The following is an 18620-nucleotide window of genomic DNA, read 5'->3' as shown; positions in this document are numbered from 1 at the left end:
AACACCTTGTTTCCTGTGGGCGTGGGCTGTCCGCTCCCACAGGTCCGGTTTTTTGTCTGAATGGCTTGTAGTCCTTGCTTGCCAGCCTATGTAAGACATTTCTTGTTTTTCTCCATGCTCTGGCATTTCGCCTTCGATCAACCAAGATCACGCTTCACAAGGCTGCATGGAGAAGGCCGCTAATGACTGTTGCAGCTCTGGGCATCCAGGGCCACTGCGCCCACTGCCAGATCACCCTGGTGCTCAAGCCCTGGCAACTCAATGCCATCGCAATCAATGAACCGTTCACCTGCCAGCATTGCCACAAAAGCCTGGAGCTGCGCTGCCCGCAACAGATCAAACGCTTCAAGTCTCTCGATTCGCTGGCGTTGTTGCGCTTTGGCGTGTCAATAACGGCGTGCATTGCGTTGCTGTTGGCGTTGGTGATGGAGTGGATAGGGCTGCTGAGCGTCACCGAGCAGTTGAATGCGTCGCTGATAACTATTTTTCTGTACTTCGTTGCCGTTCGATACGCGCGTCAGCGCCAGCATCTGACGCTGGTGCTAGAAGCCGCCAAGGCTCACGGCGACTGATTACCAGCCAAACACTTCGCAGCTGTTGGCCGTGCTGGCGTCGGCCAGTTGTGGCGCACTGATGTTCATCAGTGCGGCCAGCGCCTCGCAGATCGCCGGCAAGTGCGCCGGGCTGTTGCGCTGGCCGGGAAACATCGCGGGCGGCATGTCCGGTGAGTCGGTTTCCAGCACGATCGAATCCAGCGGCAGATCCGCCAGCACCCGATGCATGCGCAACGCTTGCGGCCAGGTCGGCGCGCCGCCTAAACCCAGTTTGAAACCGAGTTTGATGTACTCGCGCGCCTCTTCACGGCTGCCGGCAAACGCGTGGATGATCCCTGCACGTTTCAATCGAAAACGCTTGAGCGTGGCAATCACCGCCGCGTGGCTGCGGCGTACATGGATCAGCGCCGGTAATTCAAAGTCCGCCGCCAGTTGCAACTGCGCCTCGAACAGCGCCTGTTGGCGTTCGCGGTCGAGGGTTTCGATGAAGTAATCCAGACCGATCTCGCCCACCGCACATAACTGTCGATGGCTGCGCAACCGCGTCAGCCAGTCGCCGAGTGTCTGTAAATCTTCGGGGCGATGCTGATCCAGATACACCGGGTGCAAACCGAACGCCGCGTACAGATCAGCATCGCTTTGCACCAGATCCCACACCCGTTGCCAGTTGCCCTCATGGACGCCCAGCACCACCATCCGCCGCACCCCGAGGGCGCGGCTTTCGGCCAGCAACGCCGAGCGATCGGCGTCGAAATCGGGAAAATCCAGGTGGGTGTGGCTGTCGATCAACTCCACGGTTCAGCCCTGGTGAATACGCTGCTTGAAGGTCCGCGCGATGGCCTGCACGCCGGGCTTGTACTCCGACTGCTCGACCGCCGCCAGGGCCAGTTCCAGCGCCTTGTCGGCGATCAACTGGTGCTGCTGGGCCATGGCATTGACCGGCAGCGGCAGGAAGTCCAGCAACTGCGTATCGCCGAACGTGCCGAGGCGCAGCGGCCGCGACTTGAGCGGGAAGTCATGCAGCGCATCGAACACCCCCTGCAACAGCACGTAGGACGTGGTCACCAGCGCGTCAGGCAAATGCCCCAGGCGTTGCAGGAGCTCTTCCATCAATTGCTTGCCGCATTCGCGGCTGAACGATTCGGCGTGTTCGACCAGCACTTCGCCTTGGAAATCGGCGAGGGCTTGTTTGAAACCGGCGGCACGCTCCTGGCTGATGCTCAGCTCAGCACGGGCACCGAGCAACACGATCTGCTTGGGCTGCGGATCGAGCAGGCTCTGGGTCAGGTGCAGACTGGCTTCGCGGTCGTCGCTGATCACCGAGCAGAAATGCTCCGGTTCCATGACCCGGTCGATGGCAATGATCGGCAGCCCCTTGGCCTGCAACTGACGATAACTGTCGTCACCGGCCGGCAGGCAACTGGCGACGATCAATGCATCGCAGCGGCGCGCCTTGAACAGTTGCAGCAATTGGCGCTCGCTGTCCGGCGCATCGTCGGAACTGGCGATCAGCAACTGATAGCCGCGCGCCCGCGCACCTTGTTCCAGCAGTTTGGCAATTCGCGCATAACTGGGGTTTTCCAGATCCGGCAGGATAAACCCCAAGGTGCGCGTATGCCGACTGCGCAGCCCGGCCGCCTGAGGGTTGGGCGTGAAGCCGTGCTGCTCGACCACCGCACGCACACGCTCGACGGTGGCGGTGCTGATGCGTTGCTGTTCGGCCTTGCCGTTGATGACGTAGCTGGCGGTGGTCACGGACACTCCGGCCAACCGCGCGATATCACTGAGTTTCAACCCGGTATTTCCTTGTGTTTTCGAGCTTGCCGCGAAATTTTCGCCAATCCTACCCGATTAGGACAGACGACTATTGCCGGCGCGCATCCGACAAGTTGGACTTCAAGGATGAGACATTATCGAGTAACGTGCCGATCAATCTAGATTAAACGTTTCAGCAAGCGTATTTTCTACGTTTTAGACGCCTTTGACCGGTTCTGCCGTGAAACCGCCAAAAATGCCCCTGAAAAGGAAGCTGACAAGCGCCTAAGCTGCAACCATTCAAAACAATACCTGGCACCTTCATGTGCCAAAAAGGAGATCGCATGCTCGAGCTCACTATAGAGCAGATATCCATGGGCCAATCGGCTGTGGATAAACCCGCTGCCCTGCAATTGCTGGCCAATCACCTGGTCGCCGATGGATTGGTCGCCGACGGATACCTCGCCGGATTGCAGGCTCGCGAAGCCCAGGGCTCGACCTTTCTCGGCCAAGGTATTGCCATCCCGCACGGCACCCCCGAGACCCGCGACCAAGTGTTCGCCACTGGCGTGCGCCTGATGCAGTTTCCCGAGGGCGTGGATTGGGGCGATGGTCAGATCGTTTATCTGGCCATCGGTATCGCCGCCAAATCCGATGAACACCTGCGCCTGTTGCAACTGCTGACCCGCGCCCTCGGCGAGACCGATCTGGGCCAGGCCCTGCGCCGCGCCAGTTCCCCCGAAGCGCTGCTGAAACTGCTGCAAGGCGCGCCGCAGGAATTGGCGCTGGACGCGCAGATGATCGGCCTCGGTGTCTCCGCCGACGATTTCGAAGAACTGGTCTGGCGTGGCGCGCGTCTATTGCGTCAGGCCGATTGCGTGAGCAACGGCTTTGCCGGTGTGTTGCAGCAAGTCGAAGCGCTGCCGCTGGGCGATGGCCTGTGGTGGCTGCACAGCGAACAAACGGTGAAACGCCCGGGCCTGGCTTTTGTCACCCCGGACAAACCGATGCGTTATCTCGGCCAACCGCTCAGCGGTCTGTTCTGCCTGGCCAGCCTGGGCGAAGCGCATCAGGCCTTGCTTGAGCGCTTGTGTGCGTTGCTGATCGAAGGTCGCGGTCACGAACTGGGTCGTGCCACCAGCAGCCGTAAAGTCCTCGAAGTGCTTGGCGGTGAATTGCCGGCCGACTGGCCGAGCGCACGTATTGCGTTGGCCAATGCCCACGGTTTGCATGCGCGTCCGGCGAAGATCCTCGCGCAACTGGCCAAGAGTTTTGATGGCGAAATTCGTGTGCGCATTGTCGACGGTCAGGACAGCGCCGTGTCGGTGAAGAGCCTGAGCAAACTGCTGAGCCTGGGCGCCCGTCGCGGTCAGGTGCTGGAGCTGATCGCCGAACCGAGCATCGCCGCCGATGCGTTGCCCGCCTTGTTGGCCGCCATCGAAGAAGGCCTCGGCGAAGAAGTCGAGCCGTTGCCGGCCGTGAGCCAGCAACGCGAAGTGGTTGCCGATATCGCCGAAGTCGTGGTCGCCCCGGCGTCCGGCAGCCTGCTGCAAGCGATCCCGGCGGCACCGGGCATCGCGATTGGCCCTGCGCACATTCAAGTGCAACAAACCATCGATTACCCGCTGCGCGGCGAGTCCGCGGCTGTCGAGCGTGCGCGTCTCAAGCAGGCGGTGAGCGATGTGCGCGGTGATATTCAGGGCCTGATCGAACGCAGCAAAGCCAAAGCCATTCGCGAGATTTTCATCACCCATCAGGAGATGCTCGACGACCCGGAACTGACCGACGAAGTCGACACGCGCCTCAAGCAGGGCGAAAGCGCTGAAGCGGCGTGGATGGCAGTGATCGAAGCCGCGGCCAAACAGCAGGAGTCGCTACAGGACGCCTTGCTCGCCGAGCGTGCGGCGGATCTGCGTGATATCGGTCGCCGTGTATTGGCGCAACTGTGTGGCGTGCAGACGCCGAGCGAGCCGGAGCAACCGTACATTCTGGTGATGGACGAAGTCGGCCCGTCCGACGTGGCGCGGCTGGACCCTGCGCGCGTGGCGGGGATTCTCACCGCTCGCGGCGGTGCCACCGCGCACAGTGCAATCGTTGCGCGGGCTCTGGGGATTCCAGCGCTGGTCGGCGCCGGCGCGGCGGTGTTGCTGCTGGCGCGGGGCACGCCGTTGCTGCTGGACGGTCAGCGCGGTCGCCTGCATGTCGACGCCGATGCCGCAACCCTGCAACGCGCCGCCGAAGAACGCGACACCCGTGAGCAGCGCCTCAAGGTGGCCGCCGAACAACGTCATCAACCGGCGCACACCACCGACGGCCACGCCGTCGAAGTGTTCGCCAACATCGGCGAAAGCGCTGGCGTCATCAGCGCGGTGGAGCAGGGCGCCGAAGGCATCGGTCTGCTGCGCACCGAACTGATTTTCATGGCCCACCCGCAAGCGCCGGACGAAGCGACTCAGGAAGCCGAATACCGCCGCGTTCTTGATGGCCTCGCCGGGCGGCCGCTGGTGGTGCGTACGCTGGACGTTGGCGGCGACAAACCGCTGCCGTATTGGCCGATCGCCAAGGAAGAAAACCCGTTCCTCGGCGTGCGCGGCATTCGCCTGACCTTGCAGCGTCCGCAGATCATGGAAGCGCAACTGCGTGCCTTGCTGCGTTCGGCGGACAACCGTCCATTGCGCATCATGTTCCCGATGGTCGGCAGCGTCGAAGAGTGGCGTCAGGCCCGTGACATGACCGAGCGTCTGCGCCTGGAAATCCCGGTGGCCGATTTGCAACTGGGGATCATGATTGAAGTCCCATCCGCCGCGTTGCTCGCGCCGGTGCTGGCCAAAGAAGTCGACTTCTTCAGCGTCGGCACCAACGACCTGACCCAATACACCCTGGCCATCGACCGTGGTCACCCGACCCTGTCGGCCCAGGCTGACGGCCTGCACCCGGCGGTGCTGCAACTGATCGACATCACCGTACGCGCGGCCCATGCCCACGGCAAATGGGTGGGCGTGTGCGGTGAACTGGCGGCGGACCCGTTGGCGGTGCCGGTGCTGGTTGGCCTTGGCGTCGATGAGCTGAGTGTGTCCGGACGCAGCATTGCCGAGGTCAAGGCGCGCGTGCGCGAACTCAGCCTGACCCAGGCGCAAACCCTTGCTCAACAAGCCCTCACCGTGGGCAGCGCCAATGAAGTGCGTGCATTAGTGGAGGCCCTGTAATGGCCAAGATTCTCACCCTGACCCTCAACCCGGCGCTGGACCTCACGGTTGAGCTGCCAGTGCTTGCGCCCGGTCAGGTCAACCGCAGCGACGAAATGCACACCCACGCCGCTGGCAAAGGCGTGAACGTTGCGCAGGTGCTGGCCGACCTCGGGCATCAACTGACGGTCAGCGGTTTTCTCGGCGAAGACAACCTGCAAGCGTTCGAAACCCTGTTCGCCAAGCGCGGTTTTGTCGACGCGTTTATCCGTGTACCGGGTGAGACGCGCAGCAATATCAAAGTCGCTGAAAGCGATGGCCGTATCACCGACATCAACGGCCCTGGGCCGTTGGTCGATGCAGCCGCGCAGCAGGCGTTGCTTGAGCGTCTGGTGCAGATTGCGCCGGGGCATGACGCGGTCGTGGTCGCCGGCAGTTTGCCGCGTGGCGTGACTGCGCAGTGGCTGCGCGAATTGATCGAGCGGCTGAACTCGCTTGGCCTGAAAGTCGCCCTCGACTCCAGCGGCGAAGCGTTGCGCCAAGCGTTGAAGGCCAGCCCTTGGCTGATCAAACCGAACACGGAGGAACTGGCCGATGCCTTGGGTTGCGAGGTGGTTTCCCACGCCGCCGAGGCTCAAGCGGCGAGTCGACTGCACGCTCAAGGCATCGAGCATGTCGTGATCTCCCACGGTGCCGACGGTGTGAACTGGTTCAGTGTCGGCTCGGCGCTGCACGCCTCGCCGCCCAAGGTCAGCGTGGCCAGCACCGTCGGTGCCGGCGATTCGCTGCTGGCCGGCATGCTCCATGGTTTGCTCAGCGCCGACACGCCTGAGCAGACCTTGCGCACGGCCACCGCGATTGCGGCGATGGCGGTGACGCAGATCGGTTTTGGCATCAACGACGCCACGCAACTGGCGCAGCTCGAACAGGGCGTGCGCATTCGCCCCCTGACAGAACAATAAGAGGGTTTGTCATGAAGTTAGCCATTGTTACGGCCTGCCCGAACGGCATGGTCACCAGTGTGCTGTGCGCCCGTTTGCTTGATGCGGCAGCGCAGCGTCAGGGCTGGAGCACCAGCGTTGAAGTGGTTGATGCGGCGCATCCGGAACGCGAATTGTCGGCGGCGACCATTGAGGCGGCGGAGTGGGTGTTGCTGGTGGCCACCGGCAACGTCGACATGACGCGGTTCGTCGGCAAACGACTCTTTCAGATTGCCCCGGCACAAGCCCTGCAGGACGTCGAAGGCGTACTGCGTCGCGGTGCCGAAGAAGCCGAAATTTATGTCGCAACCGAAGCCGCCCCTGCTGCGGTTGCGCAACGTGCACCGCGCATCGTCGCCATCACCGCATGCCCGACCGGTGTCGCCCACACCTTTATGGCGGCCGAAGCGTTGCAGCAAACGGCCAAGCGTCTGGGCTATGAACTGCAAGTCGAAACCCAAGGTTCGGTGGGGGCGAAAACGCCCCTGAGTGCGACAGCGATTGCCGAGGCGGATGTGGTGTTGCTGGCGGCGGATATCGACGTTGCCACCGAGCGTTTTGCCGGCAAGAAAATCTACCGCTGTGGCACCGGCATTGCGTTGAAACAGTCCGAAGCGACGCTGAAAAAAGCCCTCGCCGAAGGCCAGCAGGAAAGCGCTGCCAGCGAGGGCAAGGCCCCCGTCAAGTCGGAGAAAACCGGCGTCTACAAACACCTGCTGACCGGCGTGTCGTACATGCTGCCGATGGTGGTGGCGGGTGGTTTGATGATTGCCCTGTCGTTTGTCTTTGGCATCACCGCGTTCAAGGAAGAAGGCACGCTGGCGGCGGCACTGATGCAGATCGGCGGCGAGACCGCGTTCAAGTTGATGGTGCCGCTGCTGGCCGGTTACATCGCCTACTCTATTGCTGACCGTCCAGGCCTGGCGCCGGGGATGATTGGCGGCTTGCTCGCCAGCACCCTGGGCGCCGGGTTTATCGGCGGAATCGTCGCCGGTTTCATTGCCGGTTACGCGGCCAAGGCGATCAGTCGATATGTCGCGCTTCCGCAAAGTCTTGAAGCGTTGAAACCGATTCTGATCATCCCGTTGTTCGCCAGCCTGTTCACCGGTCTGGTGATGATCTACGTGGTCGGCAAACCCGTAGCGCAGATGCTCGCGGCGCTGACGCATTTCCTCGACAGCATGGGCACCACCAATGCGATTCTGCTGGGTGTGTTGCTCGGCGGCATGATGTGCGTCGACCTCGGTGGGCCGATCAACAAAGCCGCGTATGCCTTTTCGGTGGGGCTGCTCGCCTCGCAAAGTTATGCGCCGATGGCCGCGACCATGGCGGCAGGGATGGTGCCACCGATTGGTCTGGGTATTGCCACGTTCATCGCCCGACGCAAGTTCGCCCAGACCGAGCGCGAAGCGGGTAAGGCGGCGTTCGTGCTGGGGCTGTGCTTTATCTCCGAAGGGGCGATTCCGTTTGCCGCGAAAGACCCGCTGCGGGTGATCCCGGCGAGCATCGCGGGCGGTGCGTTGACCGGCGCGCTGTCGATGTACTTCGGCTGCAAACTGATGGCGCCGCACGGTGGCTTGTTCGTGCTGGCGATTCCGAATGCGATCAATCATGCGCTGCTTTATCTGCTGGCGATTGTCGCCGGTAGTTTGCTGACGGCGGTGGTGTACGCGACGGTCAAACGTCCCGAGTCCGTCGACCTCACAATGGCACCGGCGAAGGCCTGACGTACATCCCCTGTGTGTGGGCTTGCTCGCGAAAGCGGTGCGTCAGTCGATTCGATGTTGGCTGATACGACGCCTTCGCGAGCAAGCCCGCTCCCACATGGGGGGGTGGGCTGATGTCATGCCGGGTTCATAAACCCGTGCTTTAGTTTTCCTTTTTCCAGGGAGAACACCATGAGCGATTTCAACCTCGGTCGCCGTCGTGTCATGCAAGCCGTGGGCGCGGGGCTATTGATGCCGGGGCTGGCGCCGGCGGTGATCGCGTCCGTCAAGGATCGTCCGCAACTGACCGATGGCGTGCAGTCCGGCGACCTGCAAGGCGATCGGGCGATGATCTGGAGTCGCAGTGATCGTCCGGCGCGGATGGTGGTTGAGTGGGACACGCGCAGCCTGTTCGGCAACCCCCGCCGATCTGTCTCGCCACTGGCCGACGCCCGCACTGATTTCACCGCTCGTGTCGAGCTGACCGGGTTGCCCGCCGATCAGGCGATTTTCTATCGTGTTTACTTTGAAGACGCGCAGACCGGCATCGCCAGCGAACCGTGGTTCGGCCATTTACGCAGCGTGCCGACGGCCAAGCGTGATATTCGATTCGTCTGGAGCGGCGACACCGTCGGCCAGGGTTTTGGCATCAACCCGGACATCGGTGGCATGCGTATCTACGAAGCCATGCGTCTGCGCCTGCCGGACTTCTTTATCCACAGCGGCGACACCATCTACGCCGACGGCCCGGTGCCGGCGCAGCTTGTGACGGAAGGGGGGCGGGTGTGGCGCAACATCACCACTGAAGCGAAAAGCAACGTCGCGCAGACCCTCGACGATTATCGGGGCAACTACCGCTACAACCTGCTGGATGAAAACATCCGCCGCTTCAATGCCCAGGTGCCACAGATCTGGCAGTGGGACGACCATGAGGTGGTCAACAACTGGTCACCGGGCAAGCAACTGGATGAGCGCTATCAGGAGAAAGATATCCACACGCTGGTGGGCCGAGCGCGTCAGGCCTGGCTCGAATACGCGCCGATGCGTTTGCAGACCGCAGACGGTGGCGGGCGGATTTATCGCAAGCTCAGTTACGGGCCGATGCTTGATGTGTTTGTCCTCGACATGCGCAGTTATCGCGAGGCCAACGATGACAACCTGGGGGCGGGGAAACCGTTTCTTGGGCGTGCGCAACTGAACTGGCTCAAGCAGGGTCTCAAGGGCTCGCAAGCGCAATGGAAAGTGATCGCCGCTGATATGCCGATTGGTCTTGGTGTGCCCGATGGCGAGGTCAGTCCAGGTGTGGCGCGTTGGGAAGCAGTGGCCAACGGCGATCCGGGACCCGCGCAGGGGCGTGAGCTGGAAATTGCCGAATTGCTCGGATTTCTGCGGGCGCAGCAGGTGCGCAATTTTGTCTTTCTCACGGCCGATGTTCACTACTGCGCGGCGCATCACTATCACCCGGATCGTGCGGCGTTTCAGGATTTCGAACCGTTCTGGGAGTTTGTCGCCGGGCCGTTGAATGCCGGGAGTTTCGGGCCTAATCCGCTGGACAAGACCTTTGGGCCTGAGGTGGTGTTCGAGAAAGCCCCGCCGGCACAGAACACTTCGCCGTTTGCCGGGTTTCAGTTTTTTGGCGAGGTGAATATTGAAGGGCAGAGCGGGGAGATGAGCGTGGTGTTGCGCGATCTGGATGGGGTGGCGGTGTTTGAGCGCAAGTTGCAGCCAGTCTAATCACCGCACCCCCTGTGGGAGCGAGCAGGCTCGTTCTCACAGGGGGGATGGGGCACGGTCAATAAACGTCGCGGCGGTATCGGCCCTGTTCGATCAGGCTTTCAACTTCAGCAGCACCAAGGACTTCACTGAGCACTTGATCCACGCCTGATGCCATTCCCTGCAAGCTGCCACAGATATAGATGACAGCACCGTCGGCCAGCCATTTTTTCAGTTCATCGGCCGATTCACGCAAGCGATCCTGTACATAAATCTTCTCGGCCTGATCCCGCGAAAACGCCAGATCCAGTCGCTCCAGATCACCGTTGATCAACCACTCCTCCAGCTCCGTTCGACAGAGGAAGTCGTGCTCACGATTACGCTCGCCAAACAGTAACCACTGGCGTTGCTGACCGTCGGCAATACGCGCTTTGAGCAAACTGCGTAACCCGGCAAGGCCCGTGCCGTTGCCCAGCAGAATCATGGGCACTGGCTCGTTCGGCAAGTGGAAACCGCTGTTGCGGCGCACTCGCAGACTGATGCTGCCACCCACCGGCGCGTGTTCGGTCAGCCAGCCGGAACCAATGCCAAGGCTGCCATTGGCGTGTTGTTCCTGACGCACAATCAGCTCCAGCACGCCATCGGCGGGAATCGAGGCAATCGAGTATTCGCGCATCGTCAGCGGCACCATCGCGTCGACCAGCGCCTGCGCATGCAGGCCGACCAGATGCGCGCGGTGCTCCGGCAACTGACGGGTGGCCAGGGCGACCTCCAGCGGCTCTTCCAGGCCATTGATGATCACCTTGGTCTCGCCGCGAATACCGAGGCCGTCGAGGAAGTGTTCGATGGCCCAACCGCCGTTGCGCGGCAGCACTTCTACCAGGTCACCGGCCAGCCAACTGCTGGTGTCCGGTGCGCTCAGAGCGATCAGAAAAACCGGCGAGCCGCTGCTGTCCGGGTTCATCCGCTCGCGGCGCAGCAGCGTCCAGTTGTCGTAGTTCGGCGCTTGCCAGGTGTCGACCGGTGCTTGCCCGGTGATCTGGCCGAGCTGGGTTTGCCAGTGACCCAGGGCGTAGGGATCAGCGCTGTCGACTTCCACGGGGGCGAACAAGGTCTTGGCGCCATGCTCGCTCAGCCATTGATGCAAGCGCCGGGCGAAGCCGCAGAAGTGCGGGTACTGGCGATCGCCAAGGCCCAGCACCGCATAGTTCAGGCTGTCGAGTGTCGCCGCGTGGCTGAGCACTTTGCGCTCGAAACCGCGGGCGCTGTCTGGCGCCTCGCCGTCGCCGAAGGTGCTGACGACAAACAGTGCGTTGGCTGACTCACGCAGATCCTGCTCACTGACGGTTGCCAGCGGTTGCACGTTCACCGACATCCCGGCGGCTTGCAACTGGCCTGCGCTCTGCCACGCCAGTTGCTCGGCGAAACCGCTCTGGCTGGCGAAACCGATCAACCACGAAGCCGCATCGCCGGCCGGTTGTTCAAGGCCTTTGCGGGCATTGTGGATCTGCTGCTTCTTGCGCCGACGATCCAGATACAACAGCCATCCCGTGATGAAGAACAGCGGCATGCACACCGCAGCGAGGGTGATGATGAGCCGCCCGACAAGGCCGAAATAGCTGCCCACGTGCAGCGCATAAAGGCTGGTCAGCAGTTGCGCCTTGAAACTCTTGTCGGCGTAGCGATCAACGCGTTTGACGATGCCGGTGGCCGGGTCGAGGGTGATCTGGTTCAGCGCGCGATCATGGGGCGAACGGTCGAGCAGGTAGAACACCGTCGCCGGTTGGCCAGCCACGGGCGGCATGCGGATGTTGTAGGCAGACAGGCCCGGGCCGGCGGCGCTGTAGATGCTGCTCCACATCGCCGTGTAGTCGGCGGTTGGCGCCGGACCCTCTGGCGCCGGCCCGCGGCCACCGCGCACGCGCTCGTTCTGCGGTGCGTCGGACAGCAGTTTGGTCAGGCCTTTGTTGTACCACTCGTACGACCACGACAACCCGGTCAACGCCAGCAGCAGATACACCAACAGGCACCAGGTTCCCGCCACGGAGTGCAGATCCCAATTGAACGCGCGGCCCTTTTTCTTCCAGTCCAGGGTCAGCCACACGCGCCATTTGTTCCACTGGCGCGGCCAGCGCAGGTAAAGGCCGGACAGGCAGAAGAACAGCAGAATCAAGGTGCAGGCGCCGGTGATGGTGCGCCCGGTGTCGCCCATGGCGAGGAAACGGTGCAGTTGCAGCATCAGGCCGAAGAAGTCCTGGCCGGTTGCGTCACCCTTGAACTCTGCGGTGTACGGATCGAAGTAGCGCATCTCACCGCGACGTTGGCCTTTTGGCGGAGTGAAGAACACCTTTGCGGCGTTGCCGCTGTCGGTCTCGACCCAGAGCATCGAGACTTTCTTGCCCGAAGTGGCCTCGATGCGCTCCACCAGTTCGACCGGCGGCAGGACCCCGGCGACGTGTTTTTCCACCTGCAGCACCGACGGGTTCAGCGCTCGCAGGATTTCGTCCTGAAACGAATAGGCCGCACCGGTAATGCCCATCAAGGCCAGCACCAGCCCGGCAGTGATGCCAAAAAACCAGTGCAACTGGAACAGGGTTTTCTTTAACACGTCACTCGCCGTCCGTTCGGAAATTGTCATCACGGCGCGCATTATGCCGTGGCTTATCGAGAAGCGTTCTTTATTACGCACAAAAGCCCCGTTCAACTGAATGAACGGGGCCGTACCTTGCGGCGCATTCCTTGTGGGAGGGGGCTTGCTCGCGAATGCGTCATGTCAGTCGATATCTATTTCTCTGACACACCGCTTTCGCGAGCAAGGCCGCTCCGACATTTACAGCATTGATCAGAAGTGGAAATTGGTGCTCAACAGTGCCGTACGGCCCGCCGCCTGGTTGGCGAAGTGGGTCGCGAAGGCTTTGTCGTAATAGGTTTCGTTGGTCAGGTTCTGCACGTTGAGTTGCAGGTCGACGTTCTTGGTCAGCTTGTAGGCCGCCATCGCGTCGTAACGCACGTACGAATCGACCAGGGTGGTGTTGGCCACGCTGCCGAACACCTCATCGACGTAGAACGCACCGCCACCAATGGTCAGCTTCGGTGTGACCTGATAAGTGGTCCACAGGCTCGCGCTGTTTTTCGGCGTGTTGGGCAGTTGGTTGCCGTCGTTGGCCTTGCCCATCGGGCCGCCGTCGACCTGCTCGCTGTCCATGTAGGCGTAACCGGCGAACACTTGCCACTGTTCGGTGATCTTGCCGCTGGCCGACAGTTCGATACCTTGTACGCGGGTTTTTCCGGCGTTCTCGTACGACGTGGTATCGACTTGCACGCGAGCGTTATCTTTCTCGGTGCGGAAGACATCAGCCGTCAGCGACAAGCGATCGTTGAGCAGATCCCACTTGGTGCCGATTTCGTAGTTCTTGGTGGTTTCCGGCTCCATGTCGCTGCTGAGCAAGTTGCCGGCGCGGTTCGGGGTGCCGCCCAACGGGTTGCCTTCCTGGCCTTCGCCGAGGGTGTTGCCCGGCGGGGTGGCGGAGGTGGCATAGGATGCATAGATGCTGCCGTTATCCGCTGGTTTGTAGACCACGCCGAACTGACCGGTAACGAACTCGCTGGTGTCATCACCCTTGGAGGTGGTTTTGCCGGCCGCGGTGTAGGTTTTGTATTCGGTGTCGAAGTGGTCGTAACGCAGGCCCATGTTCACAAGCCACTGCTCGGACAGTTCCAGGGTGTCGAACACATACAGCGCGTAAGTGCTGGCCTTGGTGTCGGTGCCGGCGTAGTTGCGCGAGATAGCGCCGTTCCACGGATCGTTCGGGTTCGGGTTCGACAGCGAGGTGCAGTTGTAGCCGCTCGACGCGCCGATCATCGACGGCGTGCAGTTATTGGTGACAGCGGTGGTGCGCGGCGTGGTGTCGGTGTTGACGGTGTACGAGGACTTCTGGCCTTGCTCGCGGGTGTATTCGACGCCGGTGGAGAAGCTGTTCTTGAAACCGGCGACGTAGAAGTTGCCGAACAGGTCCGTCTGGTTGGTGGTGGTCTCGGTGTTGCTCACGCGAGTGTTCGCCCGACGCCAGACGCTGCCGTTGTTGACGTTTCCTTTGCTGTCGTCCGGCTGGGTCAGGATGTAATCCTGCATGCTGGTGCCGTGGCGCAGGGTGTTCTTGATCGTCAGCGAGTCGCTCAAATCGTGCTCAATGGCGAAGGTCGCGGTGTCGGTGCGGCCCTTGCGGAAATCGCGATCCAGACCGTAGAAATTGCTGTGGTCACCGCCGGCGTACGGCTTGTCCGGGTTGGATTTGCTGCGTGCTGCCGAACCACCGGCTGGAATGGTGTACGGCACGCCCGAGTCCGGTGTGTCGTTGCTTTCCAGATGGTAGTAATCGAGGTTGACGCGGGTGTCGGTGCCCAGGCCGAACGCCAACGACGGCGCGATGCCCCAACGGTCGTAATCGACCTTGTCGCGGCCGGCGACGTTGCTTTCGTGGCTCATCAGGTTCAGACGCCCGGCAGCGGTGTCGCTGAACTGGTAGTTGCCGTCCAGGGTGTAGCGCTGGGTCTGGTCTGAGCCCCAGGTAAAACCACCGTCGAACGAATCGCCCAGGTGGGCTTTCTTGCTCACCAGGTTGATGCTGCCGCCGGCTGCGCCGCGACCACCGATGGCCGAGTTCGGGCCCTTGCTGACTTCGATGTTTTCGACGGCGAAGATCTCGCGGCTCTGCGAACCGGTGTCGCGCACGCCGTCCAGGTAGGTGTCGCCCTGGGCGTCGAAGCCGCGGATGAACGGACGATCACCCTGCGGGTTGCCACCCTCACCGGCACCGAAGGTGATGCCCGGCACGGTACGCAGCGCATCCTGCATGTTCAGGGCGCCGGTGTCTTTGAGCACTTGTTGCGGGATCACGGTGACCGAGCGCGGTGTGTCGACCAGCGGCGCGGTGTACTTGGGCGAGGAGGCTTTCTCGACCTGGTAGGACGTGGTGTCCTGCACTTCGCCGGTGATGGCGGTGGCGTCCAGGGCGATGGCATTGCCAGAGGCTTTGCTGTCGGTCTTTTCGGCGGCGAATACCATGTGGCCCGCGGAGCCTGCGGTGATTGCCACGCCAATTGCAGAGGCGAGCAAACGTGGTGAACTGACCGGTATTTGTGCGTGTTGACGTGCCATTTGAATTCCCCTCCCCAAGGATTTGAGGCGGCGGAATATAGGGTAAACAGGTATTTGTATCAATTGCGAAATATTGTTATTCGCACCAAATTTACATTCTTTACAATTTGGCCTTACGGTTTTTACTGATTCATTCGTCTGGGTGTTTTACACGGTCAATAAGAATCAATACCATTGGCAATCTTTTACCATCAGGTACGTTTGCCATGCTGCTGCACATTCCCGGCCTGTTCGCGAAAGAAGAAGTGCAGCGCATCCGCCAGGCGCTCGAAGAGGCGGACTGGGCCGATGGCAAGATCACCGCCGGCTACCAGTCGGCCAAGGCCAAACACAATCTGCAATTGCCTGAAGGCCACCCACTGGCCAAGGAAATTGGCGCAGCGATGCTTGAGCGGCTGTGGAAAAATCCGCTGTTCATGTCCGCCGCGCTGCCGCACAAAGTGTTCCCGCCGTTAGTGAACTGTTACACGGCCGGCGGCAGTTTCGACTTCCACATCGACAACGCCGTGCGCCAACCGAAGGGCAGCATCGAGCGGGTGCGCACTGATCTGTCGGCCACGCTGTTTTTCAGCGAGCCTGCGGATTACGACGGCGGCGAACTGGAAATCCAGGACACCTTCGGCACCCAACGGGTGAAGCTGCCCGCAGGCGACATGGTGCTGTACCCCGGCACCAGTCTGCACAAGGTCAATGCGGTCACTCGCGGTGCGCGTTATGCGTCGTTCTTCTGGACGCAAAGCCTGGTGCGCGAAGACAGCCAGCGCGCGCTGCTGTTCGAGATGGACGGCGCGATCCAGCAACTCACCCAGGACATGCCTGATCACCCATCGCTGATCCGCCTTACCGGCACGTATCACAACCTGCTGCGGCGCTGGGTCGAGGTATGAGTTTTAAACTGCGTCGCGAGGAAATCCTCAGCGGTGAACAACTCAGCGCCATGCTCGAAGAAAGCCCGGCCCGTGCCGCGCAGGCGATTTTGCTGGCGGCGGGTGAGGGCGAAGTTGAAGCCCAGGCGTTGCTGGGGCAGATCCTTCTGGAGGGGCAGGGCATTGCCAGGGATCAGCCGTTGGCGCTGCGCTGGTTTGGCATCGCCGCCGGGCGCGGCCACTTGATGGCGCGCAATATGCTCGGGCGGTGCCATGAGCATGGTTGGGGGGGTGGCGCAGATGCGTCTGTTGCGGCGCAGCATTATCGGATCGCCGCGGATGCCGGGCTGGATTGGGCGATGTACAACCTCGCCAATTTGCTGGCGACCGGGCGCGGTGTGGTGGTGGATCATTTGCAGGCGCTGGCGCTTTATCGGCGCGCGGCTGAACGGGGCCATGCGAAATCGATGAATCTGCTGGGGCGTTATCTGGAAGAAGGGCAGGCATGTCCGGCGGATCCGGTCATGGCGCGCGAGTGGTATCGACGTTCGGCCAAGGGCGGGGATTTTCGCGGGCAGTTCAGTTTTGCCGCAGTGTTGGCGGGGGAAGGGCGGATTGATGAGGCGGTGGTTTGGCTTGAGAAGGCGTTGGCTGGCGGTAATCTGAATTTTCTGCGGGTGGCAAGCAAGACGCTGTTAAATGCAACAGATCCAGAGATTCAGGCGTTGGCCTCCAGGTATCAACAGCGTACGGATGAGCTGAGCCGCAGCGCATAACCCTTGTGGGAGCGGGCTTGCATCGACGCACAAAAAAGCCCACGACATGTCGTGGGCTTTACGCATTACCGGTTCAACAATTACACGTAATACGATTTCAGCGGCGGAAAGCCATTGAACTCAACCGCGCTGTAGCTGGTGGTGTACGCACCGGTCGACAACCAGTACAGACGATCACCAATCGCCAGGTTCAGCGGCAAGCCGTACTTGTAGTTCTCGTACATGATGTCGGCGCTGTCGCAGGTCGGGCCTGCGATCACCACTTCTTCCATCTCGCCTTTCTTCTCGGTCCAGATCGGGAACTTGATCGCCTCGTCCATGGTTTCGATCAGGCCGGAGAACTTGCCCACATCGGTGTACACCCAGCGCTCGACGGCGGTGCGCGATTTACGTGCGACCAATACCACTTCGCTGACCAGGATGCCGGCGTTGGCGATCAGCGAACGGCCCGGCTCCAGAATGATTTCCGGCAGGTCATCACCGAAGTCTTCTTTCAGGAAACGGATGATTTCTTCAGCGTAGGTTTCCAGGCTGTTGGTGCGGGTGATGTAGTTGGCCGGGAAGCCACCGCCCATGTTGATCAGCTTCAGGTGAATGCCGTCTTCTTCTTTCAGACGTTCGAAAATCACTTTGACCTTGGCGATTGCCGCGTCCCAGACGCTGATGTCGCGCTGCTGCGAACCGACGTGGAACGAGATGCCGTAAGGCACCAGGCCCAGGTCTCGGGCGAGGATCAGCAGGTCCATGGCCATGTCGGTCTGGCAGCCGAATTTGCGCGACAGCGGCCAGTCAGCGGTGGTCGAGCCTTCAGTGAGGATGCGCACATACACTTTCGAGCCCGGTGCAGCCTTGGCGATGTTGCGCAGGTCGGCTTCGGAGTCGGTGGAGAACAGACGCACGCCCTTCTCATAGAAGTAGCGGATGTCCTTGGATTTCTTGATGGTGTTGCCGTAGCTGATACGGTCGGCGCTGACGCCGCGATCCATCACTTTGTCCAGCTCGTAGATCGAGGCGATGTCGAAGCTCGAACCTTTCTCTTTGAGCAGGTCGATGATCTCGACGGCCGGGTTGGCCTTGACCGCGTAGTAGACCTTGGCGAATTCGAAACCGGCGCGCAGGTCATCGTAGGCCTGGCTGATCATCGCGGTGTCGATCACCACGAACGGGGTTTCCTGTTTGTCGGCGAACGCCTTCATTTTGTCGAATGTAGCGCGCGCGAAATAGTCTTCGACCTGGATCGACATGCTGGGAGCTCCTATGGGCAAACAAGTAAAAACAATGGGTGCAAATGAACGTCCTCCGTATCCCCACTTTGGTTCGCCTACTTCCCAAGGCATGTCGCCGAAAGCAAAAAGGCCACGGGCGCCGATGCTGCCCTTGGCCTTGCTGTCTCGTCGTCAGTACTTGAGCCGGATGGATCGTTTCCAGCATGGACGTTCGGCGCGAACTTTAGGGCGTGAGGGGCCTGAGATCAACAAAAAATGTCGCGTTTTTGCACGCTTCCGTCGTGCGGTCTTCCTCCGGTACTGATGTAACCGACCGACATGACAGGCTGATGTTCCCTCGAGCATGGATTTGCGTAGTTGGTATGGCTGGAAAAAACGGAAATAAGCCACAGACGTTTAATTCCAAAAAAGCCTTGAGACAACCGTCAGGACTAGTATTTCTGACAGGTGTCTAGACGCGGTTTTCTTTCTAGGATGAGGGCGCCGATTAGTTCTTAAAGAAAGTCTGGTGATCGGCGAGCACAGTATTTTTTGTTATTGGAAATGGCTCCGTCGACCCGTTTGCATGATGGGGGGCCCCCGGTGTCAGGATAGTTGTCGCCTCTCCGGTTTTTCCAAAAAAAGCATATCGGGGGCGGAAAGAGACTGGTCGTGCCGTACTATTCACCTGAACGCAGAGCCGCATTACTTAAGATGCTGCT

12 protein-coding genes are annotated in these 18620 nt (G+C 61.1%); 7 read left to right on the top strand and 5 right to left on the bottom strand.

The features are described 5' to 3' along the window. Positions 1 to 182 precede the first annotated feature (182 nt). Positions 183 to 572, top strand: coding sequence for a hypothetical protein (locus tag AACY50_RS26215; RefSeq protein WP_339431705.1), 390 nt, complete (start codon positions 183 to 185; stop codon positions 570 to 572). Here the strand turns inward: AACY50_RS26215 and AACY50_RS26210 are convergent, their stop codons facing one another. Next, a complete protein-coding gene (locus AACY50_RS26210; protein WP_339431706.1) occupies positions 573 to 1349 on the bottom strand; it encodes a TatD family hydrolase in 777 nt (258 codons plus the stop codon). 3 nt (positions 1350 to 1352) lie between these two features. Next, a complete protein-coding gene (cra, locus tag AACY50_RS26205; RefSeq protein ID WP_339431707.1) occupies positions 1353 to 2348 on the bottom strand; it encodes a catabolite repressor/activator in 996 nt (331 codons plus the stop codon). 305 nt (positions 2349 to 2653) lie between these two features. Here cra and ptsP point away from each other — a divergent pair, with 305 nt between their 5' ends. The 4 genes from ptsP to AACY50_RS26185 all read left to right on the top strand — a co-directional run bounded on the left by ptsP (position 2654) and on the right by AACY50_RS26185 (position 9914). Further along, positions 2654 to 5515 (top strand): phosphoenolpyruvate--protein phosphotransferase, encoded by a 2862-nt coding sequence (gene ptsP / locus AACY50_RS26200; RefSeq protein WP_339539506.1) that lies wholly within the window; start codon positions 2654 to 2656, stop codon positions 5513 to 5515. Further along, positions 5515 to 6456 carry a 1-phosphofructokinase gene (gene pfkB, locus AACY50_RS26195; protein ID WP_339431709.1) on the top strand — a complete coding sequence of 314 codons (942 nt, stop codon included), beginning with the start codon at positions 5515 to 5517 and terminating at the stop codon, positions 6454 to 6456. Before ptsP ends, pfkB begins: the two co-directional genes overlap by 1 nt. 11 nt (positions 6457 to 6467) lie before the next feature. Continuing rightward, on the top strand, positions 6468 to 8201 hold the full coding sequence (locus tag AACY50_RS26190; RefSeq protein WP_339431710.1) for a PTS fructose-like transporter subunit IIB: 1734 nt from the start codon (positions 6468 to 6470) through the stop codon (positions 8199 to 8201). Positions 8202 to 8372: 171 nt separating this feature from the next. Continuing rightward, the gene (locus AACY50_RS26185; RefSeq protein WP_339539503.1) at positions 8373 to 9914 is read left to right on the top strand and encodes an alkaline phosphatase D family protein; all 1542 of its coding nucleotides are present in this window, start codon (positions 8373 to 8375) and stop codon (positions 9912 to 9914) included. Positions 9915 to 9972: 58 nt separating this feature from the next. On the opposite strand, the gene AACY50_RS26180 is transcribed toward AACY50_RS26185, so the two are convergent. Together AACY50_RS26180 and AACY50_RS26175 are read right to left on the bottom strand one after the other, a co-directional pair. Continuing rightward, positions 9973 to 12501, bottom strand: coding sequence for a sulfite reductase flavoprotein subunit alpha (locus AACY50_RS26180; protein WP_339465515.1), 2529 nt, complete (start codon positions 12499 to 12501; stop codon positions 9973 to 9975). Between the two features lie 234 nt (positions 12502 to 12735). After that, positions 12736 to 15051 carry a TonB-dependent receptor gene (locus tag AACY50_RS26175; RefSeq protein ID WP_339431712.1) on the bottom strand — a complete coding sequence of 772 codons (2316 nt, stop codon included), beginning with the start codon at positions 15049 to 15051 and terminating at the stop codon, positions 12736 to 12738. A gap of 206 nt (positions 15052 to 15257) precedes the next feature. On the opposite strand from AACY50_RS26175, the gene AACY50_RS26170 reads away from it, so the two are divergent. Together AACY50_RS26170 and AACY50_RS26165 are read left to right on the top strand one after the other, a co-directional pair. Next, positions 15258 to 15938, top strand: a complete 681-nt coding sequence (locus tag AACY50_RS26170; RefSeq protein WP_339431713.1) for a Fe2+-dependent dioxygenase — start codon at positions 15258 to 15260, stop codon at positions 15936 to 15938. Further along, on the top strand, positions 15935 to 16693 hold the full coding sequence (locus AACY50_RS26165; RefSeq protein WP_339539500.1) for a tetratricopeptide repeat protein: 759 nt from the start codon (positions 15935 to 15937) through the stop codon (positions 16691 to 16693). Before AACY50_RS26170 ends, AACY50_RS26165 begins: the two co-directional genes overlap by 4 nt. Positions 16694 to 16773: 80 nt before the next feature. Here AACY50_RS26165 and AACY50_RS26160 read toward each other — a convergent pair whose 3' ends face one another. Continuing rightward, entirely contained in the window at positions 16774 to 17937 is a 1164-nt protein-coding gene (locus tag AACY50_RS26160) for a type III PLP-dependent enzyme (RefSeq protein ID WP_008088754.1), read from the bottom strand. Between the last annotated feature and the right edge of the window lie 683 nt (positions 17938 to 18620).

This window comes from Pseudomonas sp. RA_15y_Pfl2_54 (genome assembly GCF_963971015.1).
In the GTDB taxonomy this organism is placed as follows: domain Bacteria; phylum Pseudomonadota; class Gammaproteobacteria; order Pseudomonadales; family Pseudomonadaceae; genus Aquipseudomonas; species Aquipseudomonas baetica_A.
The sequence above is the reverse complement of the archived record's forward strand: the minus strand, read 5'-3'. Positions and strand labels throughout refer to the sequence as shown.